Here is a 23,267-nt window from a genome sequence, read left to right as displayed (position 1 = left end):
ATGCCCAATCGCCGCACCGTGCTGACTGCAGCCGCCACCCTTGCCCTTCCCGCCATGAGCGCCACCGCCGCCGCCCCTGCCAAAGAGATGCCCCATCTGCCCTGGACGCGCCAGGCCGTGATCTACCAGATCAACGTCCGGCAGTTCTCGCCCGAGGGCACGTTCAAGGCGGTGCAGTCGGACCTGCAGCGGTTGAAAAGGCTGGGCGTGGACATCCTGTGGTTGATGCCCATCCAGCCCATCGGCAAGCTCAACCGCAAGGGCACGCTGGGCAGCTATTACTCCATCAGCGACTACACGGCCGTGAACCCGGAGTTCGGCACGCTGGCCGACGCCAAGGCGCTGGTTGCCGCGGCGCATCAACTGGGCTTCAAGGTCATCCTGGACTGGGTGGCCAACCACACGGCCTGGGACCATGGCTGGGCCACGGCCCACAAGGATTGGTACAAGCTCAATGCCAAGGGTGAAATCTATGCCGTCACCTTCAACCAAGGCCAGCCCAGCGAGGAGCATTGGGACGACGTCGTCGCGCTGAACTACAAAGCCCCGGGCCTGCGCACCGCGATGATCGACGCGATGAAGTTCTGGGTGCGCGAGACCGGCCTGGACGGCTTCCGCTGCGATGTGGCCAGCCTGGTGCCGACCGACTTCTGGGTGCGTGCCCGCAAGGAGCTCGACGCCATCAAGCCCATGTTCATGCTGGCCGAGTCCGACGCCATCGACCTGCACACCAGCGGCGCCTTCGACATGACCTATTCCTGGGATCTGGCCGACCAGGTCTTCAAGAAGATCGGCAAGGGCGAGGCGGGCGCGCCACTGCTGCGCGAGTGGCTGGCCAAGCAGCCGGCGGGCTACCCGGCCCACGCCTATCGCATGCGCTTCACGAGCAATCACGACTTCAACTCCTGGCATGGCACCGATGCCGATCTCTACGGCGATGCCTACCCGGCGCTGGCGGTGCTGAGCTTCACGCTGCCCGGCATGCCGCTGATCTACAACGGCCAGGAGTCGCGCCTGACCAAGAAGCTGGAGTTCTTCGAGAAGGACGCCATCGACTGGAAGACCTACGAACTGAGCGAGTTCTACGCCAGCCTCGCCGCGCTCAAGCACCAGCACCCGGCACTGGCGGCCGGCCAGTACGGCGCGCCGGTCAAGCTGGTGGACAGCCCGCCCGACATCGTCGCCTTCGAGCGCCGCCTCGACCAGGACCTGGTGCGCGTGGCGGTCAACCTGTCCAGGACCGAGCAGGCCTGGCAGGGCCTCAAGCTCCGCCCCTGGGGCTGGCAGCTGTCGTGAACGACTTCAGGCCCCGCTGTCACTTCGCACCGCGGCGGAACTGGATCAACGACCCCAATGGCCTGGTCTTCGATGCGGCCACGGGGCTCTACCACCTGTTCTTCCAGCACAACCCTTTCGGCGACGTCTGGGGCCATATGAGCTGGGGCCATGCCACCAGCCCCGACCTGCTGCACTGGACCGAGCTGCCGCTGGCCATTCCCGAGGACGAGCGGGCTTCCATCTTCTCGGGCTCCATCGTCATCGATGACGGCAACACGGCCGGCTTTGGCGCTGGCGCCTGGGTGGCCTGCTACACCGGCTGCCTGCTCCGGCCCGAAGGCGGCCAGGCCCAGGACATCGCCTGGAGCCTGGACCGCGGCCTGACCTGGACGAAGTACGCCGGCAACCCGGTGCTGGACCTGGGCCTGCGTGAGTTCCGCGATCCCAAGGTGTTCTGGCATGCGCCCACCGGCCGCTGGATCATGGCTGTCGTGTTGCCCGAGGAGAGACGCGTGGCCTTCTACGCCAGCGCCAACCTGCGCAACTGGACCCTGCAGAGCCAGTTCGGGCCGACGGGCTGCACGATTGCGATCTGGGAATGCCCCGACCTCATCCACTTTCCAGCGCTGGACCGTTGGCTGCTCAAGGTCGACACCTTCGAGGGCCACCCGGCCGGCAGCGGCGCGCAATGCTGGGTGGGGCGTTTCGACGGCGTTCGCTTCGAGGCCGACACCGATGCCTTCTGGGCCGACCATGGCAGCGACTTCTACGCGGCCCTGTCCTTCGCCAGCCTGCCCGCCGGCCGTCCACCGGTCTGGATGGCGTGGATGAACCAGCATGCCTATGCCAAGCACACGCCAACGAGCCCCTGGCGCGGTGCCATGAGCCTGCCGCGTGAACTGGGGCTGGCTCAAACGCCCGAGGGCTGGCGGCTGCTGCAATCACCCGTGTCGACCGAAGCGCTGCGCGGTGAAGCGCGCCACCTCGTCGGCGCCGGTCTTGTCGACGCGGGCGAGGTGCTGGAACTGCGCTGGGAGCTGGATCCGGGCGAAGCCGATGCGTCGACCCTGGACCTGCGTTGCGGCCCCGGTGGCGAGTCCACGCAGATCGTCATCGACCACCGCGGCGGCATGGTCTGGATCGACCGCAGCCGCAGCGGCCATATTCCCAGCGCCGCGCATTGGCAGGGCCGGCGCGAACAGGCCTGGGCCGGCGCCCGCGGGCCGCTGGCGCTGCGTGTCATCGTCGACCGCTGCTCGGTCGAGGTCTTCTCCGGCGACGGCCTGGTCGCGTTGACCGAGGTCATCTACCCCGGGCCCGCCAGCCAGGGCGTGGCCGTGCTGAAGCAGGGCCCCGGTGATTGGCGCCTCAGCGTGCTGACCTGCTGGCCCTTGAACGCATGAAGATCCTCATCACCGGCCTGAACGGCACGCTGGCACCGCGCCTGGCCGAAGCCGCGCGGGCGGCCGGGCATCAGGTCATAGCCTGGGACCGCGCCACGGTGAACCCCGACGACGAGGCGCTGTCGGCCGCCTGGCTGGCCGCGCAGGCCGTCGACGCCGTCGCCCACCTGGGCATGGGCTCGGCGCGCTTTGCGGGTTTCCTGGCCGAGCGCTGTCACAACCTGCTGTTCACCAGCACGGCGATGGTGTTCGACCACAAACCCGATGGCCCCCACGACGTGGCCGACGATCGCACGGCCAGGGATGACTACGGCCGCTACAAGATCGATTGCGAGAACGCCATCCTGCTGGCCAGCGAGACCCCCGTCATCGCCCGCATCGGCTGGCAGATCGACCCGACCCAGCCCGGCAACAACATGCTGATGGCGCTGGACGGCTGGCAGCAGCGCGAGGGCCGCGTGGCGGCGAGCCGCGCCTGGACGCCGGCCTGCTCCTTCATGAGCGACACGGCCGCGGCCTTGCTGGCGCTGATCGAGAGGCCGCTGCCCGGCGTGCATCATCTGGACAGCAATGCGGCGGAAGCCTGGCGCTTCGACGAGCTGGCCCGCGCGCTGGCCCGCAGATTCGGGCGCGACTGGCGGGTTGAGGCCAATGAGGATTATCACCACGATCAACGCCTGGTCGGTGGCCCCAGCGGCCTGCCACCTTTGTCCGCTCGCCTGGACCGCTAGCGGTGGGCCCGACAATCGGGCCATGAAACCACCCGCGCGCCTGCAGGCACTGATGGACGAAGGCCTGATCGACAGCGTCGTGCGCCAGCTCAAGAGCGGCAAGGAAGCCGATGTCTATGTCGTGCGCTGCGGGGACGACACCTGCGCCGCCAAGGTCTACAAGGAAGCCAACAAGCGCGGCTTCCGCCAGGCCGTCGACTACACCGAGAACCGCAAGGTGCGCAACAGCCGCCAAGCGCGCGCAATGGCCAAGCGCACGACCTATGGCCGCCAGCAGCAGGAGGCCGCCTGGCAGAGCGCCGAGGTCGATGCCCTCTACCGCCTGGCCGCGGCCGGCGTGCGCGTGCCGCGGCCCGACAACTTCCATGACGGCGTGCTGCTGATGGAACTGGTGGCCGACGAGCATGGCGACGCGGCGCCGCGCCTGAACGACCTGAGCTTCAGCGAGGCCGAGGCGCGCCAGCACCATGCCACGCTGATCGGCGAGGTGGTGCGCATGCTGTGTGCCGGCGTCATTCACGGCGACCTGTCGGAGTTCAACGTGCTGCTCGCCGCCGACGGGCCCGTCATCATCGACCTGCCGCAGGCGGTGGACGCCGCCGGCAACAACCATGCGCCGCGCATGCTGATGCGCGACGTCGACAACCTGCGCAACTTTTTCGGCCAGCATGCGCCGGCGTTGCTCGCCACCCAGTACGGCCCCGAGATCTGGGCCCTCTATGCCGCCGGCCTGCTGTCGCCCGACACACCGCTGACCGGGCGCTATGAGCGCAAGGCCGGCGAGGTGGATCTGTCGGGCGTGCTGCGCGAGATCGAGGACGCCCGGCTCGAAGAAGCGGAGCGCCTGCTGCGCATGAGTTGACCCGTCAACCGGTGTCGCCGGGTTGTATCCACAGCTCCTTGCGCTGGATGGGCGTCTCGGGCGGCAGCAGCGGGTTGCTCAGCTTCAGCACGCGGTCCGGCGAGATCTGGTGGGCCTTGATGACGGCGCCGTACTGCTCGCGGTGCAGGCGCTGGAAGCTGCCGTCGGCCACCGCGGCGTCCAGGCCGGCCTTCAATTCGGCCGCCAGATCGGGCCGGGTCGGGCTGACGAAGAGATAGGCCGCCGCGGGGTAGTGAAGCATCAGCTCCGGCACGATGGCCAGTTCGGGGTAGCGGCCGCCGGCCATCTCGGCGTCGATCTCGAGGATGGAGCGCGGGAAGTAGTCGATGCGGCCGGCGGCCAGCATGCGGAACAGGGCGTCGTAGCCACTGCTGGTGCCCACCTGCAAGCCGTTGGCGCGCAGGATGGCCGTGTCGGGCCAGTCGTGGCCCTGGCCGGCCATGCGTTGGCCCAGGTCCCTCAACGTGCGCACGCGCTTCCACTGCGCCAGCTCGCTGCGCCTGACCAGCAGCAATCGCCAGCCCAGCAAGCCGCGATCGATGGGGACGCGCACCGGCAGCAGGCCGCTGGATTCGCGCTGGATGTCGGTCATGGTCCACATCAGGTCGATGGGGGCGTGACCGGTGGCCAGCTCGACCAGGGTGCGGCCCTGGGTCATGTCCAGGTCGACCGGCTGGATGGGCAGGCGGTTGCCCGTACGGTTCAGCGCCAGCTCGACGATGCGCCGCACATAGACCAGCTGCGGGTCGGGCATGCTGACGTGGCGGGGCAGGCGCACCGGTTCGGCTGGCTGGCCCAACAGTGGCCGGGCCGCCAGCAGCAGGGGCAGGCTCAGCAGGGCGCGGCGCTGTGTCGGCGTGGGGAGCGATGGCATCGGCCGCCATCATGAAGCAGTCCGCGCAACGTCGGGTTATCCCTGGGCTTAGAGCTGGTAGTGGCGGGCCTCGAGCTCGCGCTCGTACAGGCAGGCGAGCAGGGTGGCGTCGCTCAAGGCCGCGTCTTGCGGCGTGAGGGCATCGCTGGCGCGCAGGCTGGCGCCATGCTCGCGAAGCGCGCGCTGAAGCCATTGGGCGCGGCGCAGCGTGCGTGGCGTGCAGGAGCGGCCGCGCAGATCGTCGTCGAGGTCGCTGCTGTGGGCCTGCCAGGCGCTGGCGAGGTAAAGCAGGCCCGGAGCCTCGGCGATGGCGCGACGCCAATGCCGCGCCAGGCCGCGGTAATGGCCCAGCACCTGGGCGCTGGCGCCGCGTCGGACCAGACGCTCCGCCAGGCCTTCATAGGCCTGGGCCGCCAGCTGCTTGAAGCTGAGGAAATGCGGCAGGGCCTCGTCGTCGCCGCCGGCGTCGAGCAGGGCGCCGAAGAGGTGTCGGCCCTCGATGCGTTCGGCCAGATGGAATTGCGGGCAGTCGCAGCCGTTGCCGGCGCTGTTGAACTGGGTCAGCGCATCGAAGCGGTAGCAGTAGCCGAAGTCGTAGAGCCAGAGCTGCTGCCCGTCGTCCAGCAGATTGCCGGCGCTGTAGTCCCACTCGAAGAAGCCATGCTCGATCAGCGCGCAGCCGACGTCCAGCAGCGTGCGGGCCTGGCGCTCGTCGAGCACGCCGGGGTGGCGGCCGGCTATCCACGGCGATACGACGAGGCCATGCCGCAGCGAGCCGTAGACGGGTCTGGCGATGCCAGGCAGGGCCAGCGGCGCCAGCTCGGCATGGCGCTGCAGCTCGTTGAGGAAGGAGGTCTGGCCGTCGGGGTTGCGCACAAGGCACTCTTCGCGGGCGCGCTTGACGGCCCAGCGGCGGCCGCCGTGGCTGAGGCAGATGACCTCGGCGGTCAGGCCGCCCTCGTGCACGGCTTCAACGCCGAGGCTGTCGGCAGTGAGGGTCTGCAGTTCGACGACGGGCAGGGGCAGCGCGGTCGGATCCCCGAAGCTGAATTCGGCGCCGCTGGCCATGAAGGCCAGGTTGGCCTGCTGGCGTCTTGCGTCGAGTGTCAGATCAGACCCGGCCACGCATCGCCTTGGCGGTCGAAAGCGGCCCTGATGCTGACGACCAGATCGGCCGGCAGCGGGCCGCGGGCGATCGCGTCCAGGTTGCGGCGCAGGTTGGCCGGCCTGGCCGTGCCGACGATGGCGCTGGCAGCTCCCGTGTGGAAGGCGGCAAAGCGCAGGGCCACGTCCGCCCAGTCCTCGGCCGTCGGCAGGCCCATGGCCTTGAAGCGGTCCCAGTACTGGCCTTCCGCGAAGTCGCCGGGCCGCTCGGCGTGGCGCCAGACGGCGCCGGCCAGGGGGCGCTTGGCGATGACGCCGATGCCGGCATGGTCGGCACGCGCGGCGCGGGTCTTCAGGTGGGCCTGGTCGCACAGGCTGATGGAGGTCTGCAGGCTGCCGAAGGCGCCACTGTCGATGGCGAAGTCGATCTCGGCGTTGTCGCCCGAGTAGGCGGCCACGCGCAGCTTGCCGGCCTGGCGGCAGTCGTTCAGCGCACGTGTGACATCACCTTGCTGCAGCAGATGCAAAGGGCAGGAGTGCAGATGGACGATGTCCAGCCAGTCCGTCTTCATCAGCTTCAGCGCGCGCTCGACGCCCTGCACGATGCAGTCGTACGTCCAATCCGGCACGCCCTCGACGCCGTAGCCGACCTTGGTGGACAGCACGAACTCGGCGCGGCGATGTGCGATGTGGCGGCCGATGCGCTCTTCGCTCAGGCCGTAGCCGCGGGCGGTGTCGACGAGGTTTAGCCCCAAGTCGAGCACATGGTTGAGCAGGGCGCCGGCTTCCGCTTCGGTGGTGCGCTCGTCGTTGATGTGCATGGCGCCGAAGCCGAGCGCCGACACCTTGAGGCCGGTGTAGCCGAGGGAATTCAGGATCATGGGGTGATGAGGACGCGGCCGAACAGGGGCGGCACGGTGAGTTGGATCCAGCCGTCCTTGACGCTCACGGCATCGCCACTCAAGGCGTCGCGGAGCTGGTCGGCTCGGAAGGGCAGGGGGACCTTGACGGTCTTGGCGCTGGTGCTGTTGTTCGTCGCCGTGAGGGCCCAGGTCTTGCCGTCCTGGCGGGCCAGCACGACGACGTTCTCGTCGACATGCAGGGGCTCGCTCAAGCGTCCGTGGCGCAGCACGGGCAGGTCGTGGCGCAGCTGGGTCAGGCGCTTGAAGTCGGCCAGCAGGGCCTCGTCGGGTTGGCCGCCTTCGTCGGCCCAGGGGTAGGGCGCGCGGTTGTAGGGGTCGTCGCCGCCGCCCAGGCCCACCTCGTCGCCGTAGTAGATGGTGGGCGAGCCGGGATAGGTCATCTGGAAGAAGGTCGCCAGGCGCAGGCGCTGCTTGGCCTCGGTCAGGTTGCGGTCTTCGCCGAAGTGGTGCAGGGCGCGCGGCTGGTCGTGGGTCGACAGCAGATTCATCAACGCCGAGAAGGCCTGGGGCGGATAGGCCTCGCGCATCAGCTCCAGGTTGGCGGCCATCAGCTTGCCGCTTTTGCCGGCGGCGTAGTCCAGCACGGCGTTGCGGAAGATGTAGTTCATCGTCGAGTCGAACATGTCGCCGAGGAAGTACTTCGAGCTGTCGAACCAGGTCTCGGCCACCGTCAGCGCATCGGGCTTTTTGGTCTTCACCGCGGTACGCCACTCGCGCCAGAAGTCGTCGGGCACCCAGGGCGCCACGTCCATGCGCCAGCCGGCCGCGCCGCGCTCCAGCCAGAGGTTGGTGACCGAGTCCTTGTCGCGGTAGGCATAGGCGCGGAAGGAGGCATTGTTCTTGTCGATCTCGGGCAGGTCGGACACGCCGACCCAGCCCTGGTATTGCTTGTTCGGGTCCTTCTCGCCGGGCTTGAACTTGAACCAGCCGTAGTAGGGCGAGGCCGGGTTGGGTCTGCCGTTGTCGAAAGCGCCGCCGGCCGGGAAGTTGCCGTAGCGGTTGAAGTAGGGTGAGTCCGCGCCGACATGGTTCAGCGAGGTGTCGGGGATGACGCGGATGCCGCGCTTGGCGGCCTCGGCACACAGGCGGGTGAAGTCCTCGTTCGTGCCAAAGGCCGGGTCGATGTTCTTGTAGTCCGCCGCGTCGTACTTGTGGTTGCTGGGCGCGCGGAACACCGGCGTCAGGTAGAGGGCGTTGGCGCCGACGCTCTTGATGTAGTCGAGCTTGTCGATGATGCCGGCCAGGTCACCGCCGAAGAAGTCGTTGTTGTAGAGGGCATCCGAGCCGTCGCCCGTGTCGGGCTTGAAGGGCTTCTCGTTCCACTGGGCGTGGCGTTCGACGTCGCGGTCCTGGTAGCGATCCTGGGGTCGGCCGCCGCCGGGGCGGGGGTCGTTGGCCTTGTCGCCATTGCGGAAACGCTCGGGGAAGACGTAGTAGTAGACGACGTCCTGGGCCCAGGTCGGCACTTCGAAGCCGGGCGCGTGGATGGTCTGGCGGTAGCGGCGCACGCGGTTCACGTTGCTCGGCAGGCGCTCGACGGTGGACGGGCCCATGGAGCCTTTTTCGCGCGTCCAGTAGATGGGGTCCTTGTTGTTCTGCAGCGCGTACTTGCCCTGGTCGGTCTCGATCTCGAACCAGTAGCCATAGATGCCGGTCGCATCGAAGCGATGGCGGGCGGTGAAGCCGGTGCCAAGGCCGTGCGGCTCGGGTGTCATCGCGACACGGGCGACGGGCTCGTAGGCGAGCTGTTCCTGGTTGCCCGTCATCTGGCGTCGCTCGATGACCAGGGTGGCCTGCTTCAGGCCGGGCACGTCATTGCCGATGCTGAAGCGGACCTCGCTGCCGGCCGGCTGGGCGCCGAAGGGCGCCTTGAACTCGGTGCTGCGCGAGTTGAAGCGGGTGGTCAGCGCGGCCTTGTCGCTGAGGGGCTTGGGCGGCGTGGGCTTGAAGGTCTTGGGGCCGACGGCGAGCGTTGCGCTGCCGTCGGCGGCGATGGCCAGGCGCAGCGTGTGCTGGCCCTTGAACTCGCGCTTCAGGTTGCCGGTGGCGCCGCGCGCGGGGTTCCCTTTGGCGTCGCCGCCAAAGGTCAGGCTGGCCGTCCAGTCCTCGTCGGCGAGCTTGAATTCCTGCGTGCCCTTGGCGGCCAGGTTCAGGTAATAGGCGTTGCAGCGGTACTGGAAGGCCTGCTCGTCCTGGGCCGACCAGTTGTTCAGGCCGCCGCGCAGATACAGCGTGGCGTCACCGAGCGGCGCGGGTTTGCAGCTCGCGGAATGAGCCGAAGGGGCGAGCGTCACCAGCGCTGCGAGCAGCGCAATCGTCTTGAACATGTGAATCCTCAGCCTTTGACGCCGCCCGCTGTCAGTCCGGACACGATCCAGCGCTGTGCAAGCAGGAAGACCAGGGTGATGGGCAGGCCCGACAGCACGGCCGCGGCCGCGAAGTCGCCCCACAGGAAGCGCTGGTCGTGCAGGAAGTATTTGGACCCGACGGCCAGCGTCAAATTACCCTCTTCACGCAGCAGGATCGACGCCACCGGGTACTCGATGATGGTGCCGATGAAGGCCAGCACGAAGACCACCATCAGGATGGGCACGGCCATGGGCAGCAGCACTCTGGAGAAGGCTTGCCAGTGCGTCGCACCGTCGACCTTGGCGTTCTCCTCGATCTCCACGGGAATGGTCTCGAAGTAGCCCTTGATGGTCCAGACATGGGTGGCGATGCCGCCGAGATAGGCCAGCACCAGGCCGGCGTGGGTCTCGACTCCAAGAGCCGGCACATAGTTGCCGATGGTCTCGAAGATGGCAAAGATGGCCACCAGGGCCAGCACCGGCGGGAACATCTGCAGCAGCAGCATGCCATTGAGCACCGGCTTGCTGAAGCTGAACTTGAGCCGCGCGAAGGCATAGGCGGCGGTCGTCGAGATGGCGACGATGAGGAAGGCGGAAGCCGTAGCGATCTTGATGGAGTTCCACAGCCAGGTCAGCACCGGGAAGGGCGGCTGCACCAGGCTGCCGTCCGCCGCCTGGTAGGGGATACCGAGAGCCAGTTTCCAATGCTCCAGGCTGATCTCGGTCGGGATCAGGCTGCCGGTGGCGAAGTTGCCGGGGCGCAGCGAGATGGACACGACGGCCAGCAGCGGGAACAGCGTGATGGCGATGAAGACCCACATCACCGCGTGGGCGGCGAAGGTGCGCCAGCGGGCTTGTTTGCCGAGGACGATGCTCATGCAAGCCCCTCGCCCAGCAACGCCGCGCTGAACGCGGGCGTCGCTGGTCGGTCCCCCTGGGGGACGGCGATGCTTGAGGCATCGAGCCGCAAGCACATCGCCATGCGGGCCGGCTTGGGAGCGGCCCGGCACTCGGCCCGCATGCTGTTCAAAACAAGAGGTGTCATCAGCGTTGGGCCTTTGCAGACAGGCGCAGGTTGATCAGCGACAGCGCCGCGACGAGGAAGAAGATCAGCGTCGAGATCGCCGCGGCGAGGCCGAAGTCCGAGCCCGAGTCGCGGAAGGCGATGCGGTAGGTGTAGCTGACGAGGATGTCGGTCTGGCCCGCGGGCAGCTTGGTGGACAGGAAGTCCGGTCGGCCGTCGGTCAGCAGCGCGATCAGCACGAAGTTGTTGAAGTTGAAGGCGAAGGCGCTGACCAGCAGCGGCGCCAGCGGCTTGATGATCAGCGGCGCCGTGATCTTGAAGAAGTTGGTCGCGGGGCTGGCGCCGGCCAGGGCCGAGGCCTCGTAGAGGTCCGCGGGGATGGCCTTCAGCAGGCCCGAGCACAGGATCATCACGTAGGGGTAGCCCAGCCAGACGTTGACGATGACGAGCATGGTCTTGGCCAGCAGCGGGTCGGCGAACCAGGCCGGCTTGACGCCGAAGAGGGCATTCAGGATGGCGTTGATCTCGCCGAAGTTCTGGTTGAACAGGCCCTTGAACACCAGGATGGAGATGAAGCCCGGCACCGCATACGGCAGGAAGAGCAGGGTGCGGTAGGTGGTGCGGTACTTCATGCCCTCCCAGTTCAGCATCACGGCGAACAGCATGCCGATGGCCGTGGCGAAGAACACCGTCAGCGCCGAGAACAGCACCGTCCACGTGAAGATGGACAGGAAGGGCCCGCGGAACTCCGCGTCGAACAGCATGCGCGCATAGTTGGCCGCGCCAATGAAGGCCTTGAAGCCAGGCTGCAACACCTCGCCCGAGGTGGACTCGAAGAAGCCGGTGTCGCGGTTGGGCTTGAAGGCGGTGTTGTCTGCGGTGCGGGTCAGGCTGCCGTCGGCATTGGCAGTCCACTGCGGCTTGACGGGGCCAAATTCGCGCAGGCCGAGGTAGTGCAGCTCGGTCTTGTCGGGCATCACCAGCACGAGCTTGGACAGGGCGTCGCGGTGCTTGATCAGTTCGGGCAGGGGCAGGGCGGCGTCGGTCGGTGTCGAGGCAGCATCCGCTGCGGTCGCATCCACGCGGACTCCCTTGCCGGAGCGCAGTGCCAACGGTGGCGACACCCATTGCGGCGCTGCCTCGCCTTCAGCGTGCAGCACCAAGCGGTACTCGGCGCCGCTGGCATGCAGGCTGTAGGCCAGCACCTGGTCTTCCACGGCGTCGCGCTGCTCGAGCAGGTATTCGCGCACCCGGCTCTCGCTGAGCAGATGGGTGCTGGAGTAGTTGGTGAAGCCGATCTGGGCCGTGTAGACCAGCGGGAAGGCGATGAAGATCAGCATGCCGGCGATGCCGGGGAAGAGGTAGCGCCAGGCAAAGCCGCCGCGGCTCAGGTAGACGTAGAAGCCCGCGGTGAACAGCACCAGCAGGCCGGCGGCCCAGGCGGCCTGGCCGGTGGTATAGACGACGAAGACGAGATACAGGGCTGCCACGATGGCGGCGATGGCGACCGGCCAATGCAGCAGCTTGGCCAGCTTCTCGGTCAGTGTGGACGGCAGCGTCGAGTAGCTGCCCTGGCCCAGGGTGGAGGTCGCAGCGTTCATTTGTTCAGCAGCATCCGTGCGGCGGCGCCGTCCAGCGCGTCCTTCGGTGATTGCAGGCCGTTGGTGATGGCTTCCAGCGCCGCGTCCATCGCGGTCCAGAAGCGGCCCACCTCGGGGATGTTGGGAATGGGGGCGCCGTTGCGGGCATTGGTCATGCTGGCCGCAATCAGCGGGTTGACCGACAGCTCGGCATAAAAGGCCTTGTTGGCCGGCACGCCGATTTGCACGTCAGCGTCCAGCACCTTGAGCGCCTCGGGTCGCATCAGGTGGTTCTCGATGAACTCCTTGGCGATGTCCTTGTTCTTGCTGGGCGCCGAGATCATGCAGCCCAGCACGCCGACAAAGCTCTTGCTGGGCTTGCCGGCGACGACGGCGGGAATGGGGGCCACGCCGATGTCGATCTTGGCCCGCTTGGCGTTGTCCCAGGCCCAGGGGCCGGAGATCATCATGGCCACCTCGCCGCGGGCGAAGGCCGCCTCCATCTCGGAGTAGCGCGCGCCCTTGGGCATGTGGCCGTCCTTGATGAGGCGTTCGATCATCCTGGCACCGGCCAGGGCGCCTTCGTTGTTGACGTCGACCTGCTTCGGGTCGAAGTCGCCCTGGGCATCACGGCCGAAGATGACGCCGCCGGCGCCGGCAATCATGGGCCAGCTGAAGAAGCTCTTGTTGTAGTCCCACAGCACCGCGTGCTTGCCGCTGGCCTGCAGCTTCTTGTCCAGGGCGATCAGCTCGTCCCAGGTGGCGGGCGGCGTCGGCACCAGGGCCTTGTTGTAGATGAGGCCGGTCGTCTCGATGGCCAGCGGATAGCCCCAGATGCGGCCGCGGTAGCTCAGCGCCTTCCAGGCCTGCTCCTCGGACTCGGCCTTCAGCTTGGCGGAAGGGCGCAGCGGCGTCAGCAGGCCGGCCTTGGCCCATTCGCCGACGCGGTCGTGCGGCCAGCAGAAGATGTCCGGGCCCTTGCCGGCGCCGGCGGCCTGCTGGAACTTGTCCGTCGGGTCGACTGGATGCTCGACGACCACCTTGACGCCCGAGACTTTCTCGAAGGCATTGCCGACGGTCTGCAGGCCGTTGTAGGCCTTGTCGCCATTGATCCAGACCAGGAGCTTCGGCGCCTCGGCCAGGGCCGGCGCCGCAGCGAGCGCGGCCAGCAGGGGGAGCCACTTCATGCGTTCAGCTCCGGCGCGGCCAGGCGGCGCAGGGCGAGGCCATCTGCATTGAAGACATACAGCGCCTCGGCCGGCAGATGCAGGTCCAGGGCCTGGCCCGTGCGCAGGCGGTCGCAGCCGTTGCGGCCCTCGAACTGGCAGGTCAGCGGCTCCTCCAGGCCCGGGTAGGGGCAGTAGGCGAAGGTGATGCCGCCCAGGGACTCGACAAAGGCCACGGTGCTCTGCAGCAGATTGCCGGCGCCGCCCTGGCGGATGTGTTCCGGGCGCACGCCCAGCGTGACCTTGTCGCCCACCTTGGCGCCACTGCCGTCCACGCGTGCCTGCAGCACCACGCCGCTGCCGTCCAGCTTCATGTCCACATGGTCAGGCTCGATGGCGACCAGTTCGCCCGCGATGAAATTCATCTTGGGGCTGCCGATGAAGCCGGCCACGAAGAGGTTTCGCGGGTGCTCGTAAAGCTCCAGCGGCGAGCCGACCTGTTCGACCTTGCCGGCCGACAGCACGACGATGCGGTCGGCCAGGGTCATGGCCTCCACCTGGTCGTGGGTCACATAGATCATCGTGGTCTTGAGATCCTCGTGCAGCTTGGCGAACTCGTAGCGCATGCGCACGCGCAGGGCCGCGTCCAGGTTCGACAGTGGTTCGTCGAACAGGAAGACATTTGGCTTACGCACGATGGCGCGACCGATGGCGACCCGTTGGCGTTGACCGCCGGACAAGTCCTTGGGCTTGCGGTCCAGCAGATGCTCGATGTGGAGAATCTTTGCGGCATCGCGCACGGCCGTCTCGATCTCCGCCTTCGGCACCTTGGCCAGCTTCAACCCGAAGGCCATGTTGTCGAACAGATTCATATGCGGGTAGAGCGCATACGACTGGAAGACCATGGCGATGCCGCGTTCGCTGGGCGGCACATCGTTGACGACGCGCCCGCCAATGGTCAGTTCGCCGCCGGTGATCTCTTCCAGGCCGGCGATGGAGCGCAGCAGCGTGGACTTGCCGCAGCCCGAGGGGCCGACAAAGACCATGAATTCACCGTCGCGGATCTCCAGGTCGATGCCATGAAGGATGCGGATGTCGCCATAGGCCTTCTCCACGCCGGTCAGTCGAACGTCTGCCACTTCTAACCTTTCAATCGCCGGGCTGTCCTGTCGTCGAACTACGCCGGCTTGTCTCGTCGGGAGACGGCTAAATTTCTCTTGTTTGGCCGTCTTTGTAGACAATATACATTTGCAGCGCCATCACAACAACAGCGACTACCCGCTTGAATCTTCACGAAACCCTTATGGATCAACGGTTTGCAAAACGTCGCGGGTTTTCCCGATGTAGTCAAACTACACAACAGGTCGGAGCTGGTCGATACTTCGCTCAACGCTGCCCGTCGAGTAGCATTCTTGCCCCCGTCGCTGGGGGCCGGCACTGATGAACACCCCAACCCGCCTTCCCGTTCAACGCAAGCCCGCCTCCAAGGCCTCCACCGCGATGAAGAAGCCGTCAGCCCCCTCCGCCGAAGACAAGGCCCTGCGCGCCGCCTTCGAGACCGCCTACGAACGTGAGCTGTCCCAATCCAGCCATGGCGCCACGCCGCAGGCGGCCTTGCACGCCGCGGCCGTCGCCTGCCGCGAGACGTTGGCCCGCCGTTGGGCCAAGACCCAGGCCGAAGACGCAAAGCGCGGCGACAAGGCGCCGGTGCGCCGCGTGCACTATCTGTCGATGGAATTCCTGATGGGCCGCGCGTTGTCCAATGCGCTGGCGGCTCTCAAGCTCACCGAGCCGCTGGAAGCCAAGCTGGCCGAGCACGGCACGACGCTGGGCGATGTGCTGGAGCGCGAGCCCGACGCGGCCCTCGGCAATGGCGGCCTGGGTCGCCTGGCCGCCTGCTTCCTGGATTCCTTTGCCGAGCTGGAACTGCCGTCCTTCGGTTACGGCCTGCGCTACCGCTATGGCACCTTTGCCCAGGTCATCCAGCAGGGCCGTCAGCTGGAGCAGCCCGACGACTGGACGCGCAACTCGCCCGCCTGGGAGCTGCCGCGTCACGACGTGCGTTTCAACGTCGGCTTTGGCGGACGCGTCGAGGTCGATGCCTCCGGCGTGCGCCGCTGGATGCCGGCCGAAGAGATCGAGGCCCAGGCCTTCGACTTCATCGTGCCTGCCCACCACAGCGACCGCGTCTCCACGCTGCGCCAGTGGCAGGCCACGGCCGCGCCCATCGCCTTCAAGCCCTTCTGCGAGGGCGACTACGCCCGTGCCGCCCGCCACCAGGTGCTGGCCGATGCGCTGAACTGGGTGCTCTACCCGGACGACTCCACCGAAGCCGGCCGCGAGCTGCGCCTCAAGCAGGAGGCCTTCCTCGTCAGCGCCTCGCTGCAGGATCTGGTTGCCCGCCATCTGCGCGAGTTCGGCAGCCTGCACAACCTCGGCAAGACCAACGCCATCCACCTTAACGACACGCATCCGGCCCTGGCGCCCGCCGAGCTGATGCGCCTGCTGCTGGACGAGCATGGCCTTGGCTGGGACGAGGCCTGGAAGATCACCCGCCAGGCCGTGGCCTACACCAACCACACGCTGATGCCCGAGGCGCTGGAGACTTGGCCGGTGCGCATGTTCGAGAACCTGCTGCCGCGCCATCTCGAGATCATTTATGAGATCAACCACCGCTTCCTTGAAGAGGTGCAGGCGCGCTTCCCCGGCGACCACGCCTTCGCCGCGCGCGTGTCCCTGATCGACGAGGGCAACCATGGCCATGGCGAGCGTCGCGTGCGCATGGCCGCCCTCGCGCTGGTGGCTTCCCACCGCGTCAACGGCGTGGCTGCACTGCATTCCGAGCTGATGGTGCAGACCATCTTTGCCGACTACGCCCGCATCTGGCCCGAGCGCTTCCACAACGTCACCAATGGCGTGACGCCGCGCCGCTGGCTGCAGCAGGCCAACCCGGCCCTGTCGGCATTGCTGGACAGCCGCATCGGCGAAGGCTGGCGCAAGGACCTGGCCGAGCTGGGTGAACTCGCGCCCCTGGCCGCCAACCGCGAGCTGGGCGAGGAGTTCCTGGCCGTCAAGCGCGCCAACAAGGAGCGCCTGGCCGCCGTGATCCGGCGCGAGCTGGGCATCTCGGTCAATGTCGACAGCCTGTTCGACATCCAGATCAAGCGCATCCACGAATACAAGCGCCAGCTGCTGAACCTGTTGCACGTCATCAGCCGCTACCAGGCCATCCGCGACAACCCTGAAGGTGTGAATGGCTCCAACTGGGTCCCCCGCACCGTCATCATTGCCGGCAAGGCCGCCTCGGCCTACCAGATGGCCAAGAGCATCGTGCGCCTGGCCCACGACGTGGCCCGCGTCATCAACAGCGACCCGCGCGTGGGCGACAAGCTCAAGCTCGTCTTCCTGCCCAACTACAGCGTCACTCTGGCCGAAAGCATCATCCCGGCGGCCGACCTGTCCGAGCAGATCTCGACGGCCGGCACCGAGGCTTCGGGCACCGGCAACATGAAGTTCGGCATGAACGGCGCGGTCACCATCGGCACCTGGGACGGCGCCAACATCGAGATGGCCGAGGCCATGGGCGTGGAGAACATGTTCGTGTTCGGCCTGCGCGCCGATGCCGTCACCAAGATCAAGCAGCTGGGCTACGACCCGCGCCTGTATGTCGAAGAGAATCGCCAGCTCAAGCGCGTCATCGATGCCATCGCGGCGGGCGTGTTCAGTAACGGCGATACCGAGCGCTATCGCAGCCTCGTGGACAGCCTGCTGCACCGGGATGTCTATCTGCTGATGGCCGATTTCGCCGATTACGTCGCTACCCAGGCCAAGGTCGATGCGTTGTTTGCCGACCGCGCCGCCTGGGCCGAGCGAGCCCTGCGCAATATCGCCGGCATGGGCCCGTTCTCGTCCGATCGCACGATCGCCGAGTATGTGGACCGTGTCTGGTCCGTGAAAAGTCTGAACCACTGACGATGCTCAACGAAGCCGACCTCGACGCCCTGCTGGCAGGACGCCACGCCGATCCCTTTGCTCGGCTGGGCCTGCATGCAGACGACAACGGTCGGCTCTGGGTGCGCGCGTTGCTGCCGGGGGCGGCGGAGGTGGCGCTGCTGGATGCCGGCAGCAAGAAGCACATCGTCGACCTGGAGCAGCGCCGCGGCGGCTTCTTCGAGGCCATGGTGCCGCGCCGCAAGCACCGCTTCGACTACCGCCTCGCCGTGCGCTGGGCGGGGGGCGGGGAGGGCGTCTACGCCGACCCCTACAACTTCTATCCCCAGCTCGCCGACGAGGAGCTCAAGGCCTTTGCCGAGGGCCGCAACTTCCGTCCCTGGCTGAGCCTGGGCGCCCATGTCGTGCAGTACGGCGACGTCAGCGGCGTGCGCTTCGCCGTCTGGGCGCCGAATGCCAGGCGCGTCAGCGTCGTTGGCAACTTCAACAACTGGGACGGCCGCCGCCACCCCATGCGGCTGCGCCACCAGGCCGGCGTGTGGGAAATCTTCGTGCCGCATGCCACCCTGGGCGACCTCTACAAGTTCGAGATCGTCAACGGCAATGGCGCCTTGCTACCGCTCAAGGCCGATCCCTATGCCCGCCGCGCCCAGCTGCGGCCCGAGACGGCCAGCATCGTCGCGGCCCTGCCCGAGCCCACGCCGCTGCCGCGCCAGCGCGAGCGCGCCAACCGCCGCGAGTCGGCCATCAGCGTCTACGAGGTGCATGCCGCCTCCTGGCGCCGCGGCGTGTCGGGCGAGTTCCCCACCTGGGACGAGCTTGCCGAACACCTGCCCGCCTATGTGGCCGACATGGGCTTCACGCATCTGCAGCTGATGCCCATCAGCGAGCATCCCTTCGATGGCTCCTGGGGCTACCAGACGCTGGGCATGTATGCGCCCAGCGCCCGCTTCGGCCCGCCCGAGGGCTTTGCCCGCTTCGTCAAGGCGGTCCATGATCAGGGCCTGGGCCTGCTGCTGGACTGGGTGCCGGCCCATTTCCCCATGGATGCCCATGGCCTAGCCGAGTTCGACGGCACGCGCATCTACGAATATGCCGATCCCAAGGAAGGCTTCCACCGCGACTGGAACACGCTGATCTACAACTTCGGCCGCACCGAGGTGCGCGAGTTCCTGGTCGGCAGCGCCATCTACTGGATCGAGCGCTGGGGCGTGGACGGCCTGCGCGTGGACGCCGTAGCCAGCATGCTCTACCGCGACTACTCGCGGCCGGCGGGCGAATGGATTCCCAACATCCGCGGCGGCCGAGAGAACCTCGAAGCCATCTCCATGCTGCGCGAGATGAACGAGCATGTCGGCGAGATCGAGGGTGCCATCAGCGTCGCCGAGGAAAGCACCAGCTTCCCTGGCGTCTCGGCGCCCACCTACGCGGGCGGCCTGGGCTTCCACTACAAATGGAACATGGGTTGGATGAACGACACCTTGCGCTATATGGCCGAGGATCCGATCAACCGCCGCTGGCATCACGACAAGATGACCTTCGGCCTGATCTACGCGTTCAGCGAGAACTTCATGCTGCCCATCTCGCACGACGAGGTCGTGCACGGCAAGGGCTCGATGCTTTCCAAGATGCCGGGCGACGACTGGCAGAAGTTCGCCAACCTGCGCGCCTATTACGGCTTCATGTGGGGCCACCCCGGCAAGAAGCTGCTCTTCATGGGCCAGGAGTTCGCCCAGCGCCAGGAGTGGGACCACGCTGAGTCGCTGCCCTGGGGCCTGCTGGAGGACGACCGCCACGCCGGCGTGCAGCGCCTGGTGCGCGACCTCAACAAGCTCTACCGCGACCACACGGCCCTGCACCGCCTGGATTGCGAGCAGGGCGGCTTCGAGTGGATCAGCGCCCACGACGCCGAGCATTCCATCTATGCCTGGGTGCGCCGCGACGGCACCGGCCGCATGGTCATCGTCGTCTGCAACATGACGCCGGTGCCGCGCGAGGGCTATTCCCTGGGCGTGCCGGACGGTGTGACCGCCTGGCGTGAGGCGCTCAACACCGATTCGGCCTATTACGGCGGCAGCAACATGGGCAACGGCGTCGCCGCCGCCGGCCTGCCCGTGCAGGCCCAGCCCGCCCATGGCCGGCGCCTGTCCATCACGATCAATCTGCCGCCGCTGGCCACGCTGTTCTTTGTCCCCATATGAGCTGCCCCTCGCCCGGTCCCGCGTCGCTGAACGCGAGCGTGCCCAGTCGGTCCCCCGAGGGGACGGCGATGCGCACGGCTTGGAGCCGCGCGCACATCGCCATCGCGGGCCGGCTTGGGAGCGGCCCGGCGCTCGGCCCGAAATACGGGGAGCGCTGAATGGCTCATCTGCCTGATCTGCAACCCGGCTGGCACGAGCCGCTGGGGGCACTTGCCCGCGATGGCGGCGTCAACTTCGCCTTTGCCAGCGAGAACGCGACGCGCATCGAGCTCTGCGTCTTCGACGGCGAAGGCCAGCGCGAACTGCGCCGCTACGAGCTGGTGGGCCCGCATGACGGCGTCTTCCACGGCTTCCTGCCCGGCGTCGGCTCCGGCCTGGTCTACGGTCTGCGTGCGCACGGCCCCTATGCGCCGGAGCAGGGCCACCGCTTCAACCCGCACAAGCTGCTGCTGGATCCCTATGCCCGCGAGATCGTCGGCCACTTCGGCTGGCGGGCCGAGCACCACGGCTATGAGCTGGGCCATCCGGACGGGCCGCGGTCCCTCGACACTCGCGACAACGCGACGCAGGCGCTGAAGGCGCGCGTGGCGCCCGCGCCCGTCCTGCATGCGCGAGCCTACCGCCCGCGCCGTGCGCCCAGCGAGGTCGTGCTCTACGAAGTCCACGTCAAGGGCTTCTCCAGGCTGCTGCCCGGTGTGCCGGAAGAGCTGCGCGGCACCTATGCCGGCCTGGCCCATTCCGCATCCATCGCCCATTTCAAGCGCCTGGGCATCACGACGCTGTCCCTGCTGCCGGTGCACTACTGCATCGACGAGCCCCACCTCGCCGAGCGCGGCCTGCACAACTACTGGGGCTACAACACCCTGGGCTTCTTCTGCCCCGACCCGCGCTGGGCGCATGCCTCGCATCGGCACGACCCGACCGCCGTGACGGCCGAGTTCCGCCGCATGGTGGACGCGCTGCATGAAGCCGGCCTGGAAGTGGTGCTGGACGTCGTCTACAACCATACACCCGAGGGCAATGAGTTCGGCCCGACGCTGTCCTTCCGCGGCCTGGACAACAAGACCTGGTACCGGCTGGTGGCCGACGACAAGGGCCGCAACGAGAACCTGACCGGCTGCGGCAACACCGTCAACTGCGCCCACCCGCGCGTCACCCAGTTCGTGCTGGACTCGCTGCGCTACTGGGTGGCCGAGATGGGCGTCGACGGCTTCCGCTTCGACCTCGCGCCGGTGCTCGGCCGCACCAATCACGGCTACGACGCCAACGCGGCGTTCTTCACCGCGCTCAGGCAAGACCCCGTGCTGGCTGGCGTGCATCTGATCGCCGAACCCTGGGACGCGGCCTACGACGGTTACCAGGTGGGCCGCTTCCCGGGCCGCTTCCTGGAATGGAATGACAAGTTCCGCGACGCGGTGCGTGGCTACTGGTTGGGCGCAGGCCCGGGCGTGGGCCGCGGCGAGCTGGCACGGCGCTTCATGGCCTCCAGCGATGTCTTCCACCACGGCCAGCGCCTGCCGACGGCCTCGATCAACTTCGTGGCCGTGCACGACGGCTTCACGCTGGCCGACCTGACCAGCTATTCGACCAAGCACAACCACGCCAACGGCGAGGAGAACCGCGACGGTCGCGATGGCGAGCTCTGTGCCAACTTCGGCGCCGAAGGCCCGACCGAGGACGCCGCCATCAACGCCACCCGCGAGCGCGTGCGCCGCGCGCTGCTCGCGACGCTGCTGCTGGCCCAGGGGACGCCCATGCTGTGCGCCGGCGACGAGATCGCCAACAGCCAGGGTGGCAACAACAACGCCTACTGCCAGGACAACGCCATCACCTGGCTGAACTGGGATCAGGCCGAAGGCCGCACCACCGAGCTGGTCGCGCAGCTGCTGGCCCTGCGCGCCGCCGAGCCCTTGCTGCGTCATCCGCGCTGGTTCGCCGCCGGTCCGGGCGAAGCCAGCATCGCCTGGTACGCCCCCAGCGGCCACGAGATGGCGCCGCATGACTGGCATGACGCCGGCCAGCGCGCCTTTGGCGCCCAGCTGCGCGAAGCCGGCGCCGCGGCGCCGCGGCTGATGATCGTCTTCAACCCCGACCCGGCGCCTTTGCCCTTCCTGCTCTGCAACGGCCCCTGGCAGCTGGTGCTGGACAGCAGCGGCGAATCGGCCGCGCCCCTCGTTCTTCCCGGCCAGCCGCTCAATGTGCCGGCCCGCTCACTTGTTGTGCTGAGACACCAATGAACCTGAACCAACGCTCCTCGGGTGTGCTGCTGCACATCACCTCGCTGCCCGGCCCCCACGGCATGGGCGACTTCGGCCCCGATGCCTATCGCTTTGTCGACTGGCTGCAGTCTGCCGGCCAGAGCGTCTGGCAGCTGCTGCCCACGACGCCCATCGGCCCCGGCGATTCGCCCTACCAAGGCGTGTCGGCCTTTGCCGGCAGCCAGTGGATGGTGGCCCTGGAGCCCTTGATCGAGAAGGGCTGGCTGGCCAGGCCCACCGCGCCCGCCTTCAACGGCAGCCTGATCAACTACGGCGAGGTCACGCCCTGGCGCGAGCAGCAATTGCGCGCCGCGGCCAAGGGCTTCTTCGCCGGCGCGGTGGATGCCGACCGCATCGCCTTCGCCAAATGGTGCCTGGAGGCCCAGAGCTGGCTGGACGACTACGCCCTTTTCATGGCCATCCGCTCGCCGCTGAACGGCCAGCCCTGGTGGGAGTGGAGCGAGGGACTTCAGCGCCGCGCGCCCGCGGCACTGGCCCAGGCTCGCAAGGACTACGCCGACGAGATCGCCTTCTGGCAGTTCGTGCAATGGCAGTTCGACGTGCAGATCGGAGCGCTGAAGAGCTATGCCAACGAGCGCGGCGTCCACATCATGGGCGACCTGCCCATCTTCGTGGCCCACGACAGCGCCGACTGCTGGTCGCGTCCCGACCTCTACCACCTCGACAAGGACTTCCAGACCACCGTTGTCGCCGGCGTGCCGCCCGATGACCTGGGACCTCTCGGCCAGCGCTGGGGCAATCCGCTCTACCGCTGGGACAAGATGGCCGCCGAGGACTACGCCTGGTGGACTGCGCGCATTCAACGGGCATTGACCCAGGCCGATGTCTTTCGCATCGACCATTTCCGCGGTTTTGCCGGCTATTACGAGATCCCCGGCGACAGCCCCGACGCCAAGCGCGGTGAATGGAAGACCGGCCCGGGCATGGCCTTGTTCGACGCCATCAAGAAGGCGCTCGGCCCCTTGCCCATCGTCGCCGAGGACCTGGGCTTCATCACCGACGACGTGCACGCCCTGCGTGACGGTTGCGGTTTCCCCGGCATGAAGATCTTGCAGTTCGCCTTCGGTGCCGAGGGCGACCATGAGTTCCTGCCGCATATGTGGACCCCGGCCTCGGTGGCCTACACCGGCACCCACGACAACGACACCGTGCGCGGCTGGTGGAACCAGGCGAAACCTCGTGAACGCGCATTCGCGGGCTCGTATCTCGCCTGCGGCGAGCACGATGTGCACTGGGCCATGATCCGCGCCTGCGCCAATTCGGTGGCCAATATGGCCGTCTACCCGCTGCAGGACGTGCTGGGGCTGGACAGCCACCACCGCATGAATGTGCCCGGCGTGCTGGGCGGCAATTGGGGCTGGCGCTTCCACTGGGGCATGCTGGGCAGCGAGCCCGCCCGGGTGCTGGGCCTGATCACCGCAGCTTCGGGCCGCGGGCCTTTCGAGCTTTTGCGCCTGCCCTGAGCGATCTTCCCCGTGAATCGGGGGGCGATTTCACCCCCTAGGTTCATCGTTGCCGCGGC

Annotated in this window: 16 protein-coding genes; 8 read left to right on the top strand and 8 right to left on the bottom strand. The window is 67.6% G+C overall.

All coding sequences use genetic code 11. The annotated features are described in order from the left end of the window. The 4 genes from J2X20_RS01585 to J2X20_RS01570 are packed head-to-tail and all read left to right on the top strand — an operon-like array spanning position 1 to position 4,274. Entirely contained in the window at positions 1-1,296 is a 1,296-nt protein-coding gene (locus J2X20_RS01585) for an alpha-amylase family glycosyl hydrolase (RefSeq protein WP_310259885.1), read from the top strand. Then, positions 1,293-2,681, top strand: coding sequence for a glycoside hydrolase family 32 protein (locus tag J2X20_RS01580; protein WP_310259882.1), 1,389 nt, complete (start codon positions 1,293-1,295; stop codon positions 2,679-2,681). The genes J2X20_RS01585 and J2X20_RS01580 overlap by 4 nt, the downstream gene beginning before the upstream one ends. Further along, the gene (locus J2X20_RS01575; RefSeq protein WP_310259879.1) at positions 2,678-3,412 is read left to right on the top strand and encodes a sugar nucleotide-binding protein; all 735 of its coding nucleotides are present in this window, start codon (positions 2,678-2,680) and stop codon (positions 3,410-3,412) included. The genes J2X20_RS01580 and J2X20_RS01575 overlap by 4 nt, the downstream gene beginning before the upstream one ends. A gap of 22 nt (positions 3,413-3,434) precedes the next feature. Continuing rightward, positions 3,435-4,274, top strand: coding sequence for a PA4780 family RIO1-like protein kinase (locus J2X20_RS01570; RefSeq protein ID WP_310259876.1), 840 nt, complete (start codon positions 3,435-3,437; stop codon positions 4,272-4,274). 4 nt (positions 4,275-4,278) lie between these two features. On the opposite strand, the gene J2X20_RS01565 is transcribed toward J2X20_RS01570, so the two are convergent. The 8 genes from J2X20_RS01565 to J2X20_RS01530 all read right to left on the bottom strand — a co-directional run bounded on the left by J2X20_RS01565 (position 4,279) and on the right by J2X20_RS01530 (position 14,453). After that, positions 4,279-5,169, bottom strand: a complete 891-nt coding sequence (locus tag J2X20_RS01565; protein ID WP_310259873.1) for a hypothetical protein — start codon at positions 5,167-5,169, stop codon at positions 4,279-4,281. Positions 5,170-5,217: 48 nt separating this feature from the next. Then, a complete protein-coding gene (locus J2X20_RS01560; RefSeq protein WP_310259869.1) occupies positions 5,218-6,294 on the bottom strand; it encodes a hypothetical protein in 1,077 nt (358 codons plus the stop codon). Then, positions 6,276-7,154: an aldo/keto reductase gene (locus tag J2X20_RS01555; protein ID WP_310259866.1), complete on the bottom strand. Its 879-nt coding sequence runs from the start codon at positions 7,152-7,154 to the stop codon at positions 6,276-6,278. Before J2X20_RS01555 ends, J2X20_RS01560 begins: the two co-directional genes overlap by 19 nt. After that, complete coding sequence (locus tag J2X20_RS01550) at positions 7,151-9,523, bottom strand: glycoside hydrolase family 13 protein (protein WP_310259862.1); 2,373 nt, start codon at positions 9,521-9,523, stop codon at positions 7,151-7,153. The genes J2X20_RS01555 and J2X20_RS01550 overlap by 4 nt, the downstream gene beginning before the upstream one ends. Positions 9,524-9,531: 8 nt before the next feature. Further along, on the bottom strand, positions 9,532-10,422 hold the full coding sequence (gene malG, locus J2X20_RS01545; RefSeq protein WP_310259858.1) for a maltose ABC transporter permease MalG: 891 nt from the start codon (positions 10,420-10,422) through the stop codon (positions 9,532-9,534). A gap of 166 nt (positions 10,423-10,588) precedes the next feature. Beyond that, complete coding sequence (gene malF / locus J2X20_RS01540) at positions 10,589-12,169, bottom strand: maltose ABC transporter permease MalF (protein ID WP_310259857.1); 1,581 nt, start codon at positions 12,167-12,169, stop codon at positions 10,589-10,591. Beyond that, positions 12,166-13,335: a maltose/maltodextrin ABC transporter substrate-binding protein MalE gene (gene malE, locus J2X20_RS01535; RefSeq protein WP_310259854.1), complete on the bottom strand. Its 1,170-nt coding sequence runs from the start codon at positions 13,333-13,335 to the stop codon at positions 12,166-12,168. Before malE ends, malF begins: the two co-directional genes overlap by 4 nt. Next, the gene (locus tag J2X20_RS01530; protein WP_310259851.1) at positions 13,332-14,453 is read right to left on the bottom strand and encodes an ABC transporter ATP-binding protein; all 1,122 of its coding nucleotides are present in this window, start codon (positions 14,451-14,453) and stop codon (positions 13,332-13,334) included. Before J2X20_RS01530 ends, malE begins: the two co-directional genes overlap by 4 nt. A 361-nt stretch (positions 14,454-14,814) precedes the next feature. On the opposite strand from J2X20_RS01530, the gene J2X20_RS01525 reads away from it, so the two are divergent. The 4 genes from J2X20_RS01525 (at position 14,815) to malQ (ending at position 23,208) form a co-directional block, all read left to right on the top strand. After that, positions 14,815-17,286 (top strand): glycogen/starch/alpha-glucan phosphorylase, encoded by a 2,472-nt coding sequence (locus J2X20_RS01525; RefSeq protein ID WP_310259849.1) that lies wholly within the window; start codon positions 14,815-14,817, stop codon positions 17,284-17,286. 2 nt (positions 17,287-17,288) lie between these two features. Continuing rightward, on the top strand, positions 17,289-19,466 hold the full coding sequence (gene glgB, locus J2X20_RS01520) for a 1,4-alpha-glucan branching protein GlgB (protein WP_310259848.1): 2,178 nt from the start codon (positions 17,289-17,291) through the stop codon (positions 19,464-19,466). A gap of 158 nt (positions 19,467-19,624) precedes the next feature. Beyond that, complete coding sequence (gene glgX / locus J2X20_RS01515) at positions 19,625-21,703, top strand: glycogen debranching protein GlgX (RefSeq protein WP_310259847.1); 2,079 nt, start codon at positions 19,625-19,627, stop codon at positions 21,701-21,703. Next, entirely contained in the window at positions 21,700-23,208 is a 1,509-nt protein-coding gene (malQ, locus tag J2X20_RS01510) for a 4-alpha-glucanotransferase (protein WP_310259844.1), read from the top strand. The genes glgX and malQ overlap by 4 nt, the downstream gene beginning before the upstream one ends. Positions 23,209-23,267: the final 59 nt, after the last annotated feature.

It is taken from the genome of Roseateles saccharophilus, from assembly GCF_031458095.1.
In the GTDB taxonomy this organism is placed as follows: domain Bacteria; phylum Pseudomonadota; class Gammaproteobacteria; order Burkholderiales; family Burkholderiaceae_C; genus Pelomonas; species Pelomonas saccharophila_A.
The sequence above is the reverse complement of the archived record's forward strand: the minus strand, read 5'-3'. Positions and strand labels throughout refer to the sequence as shown.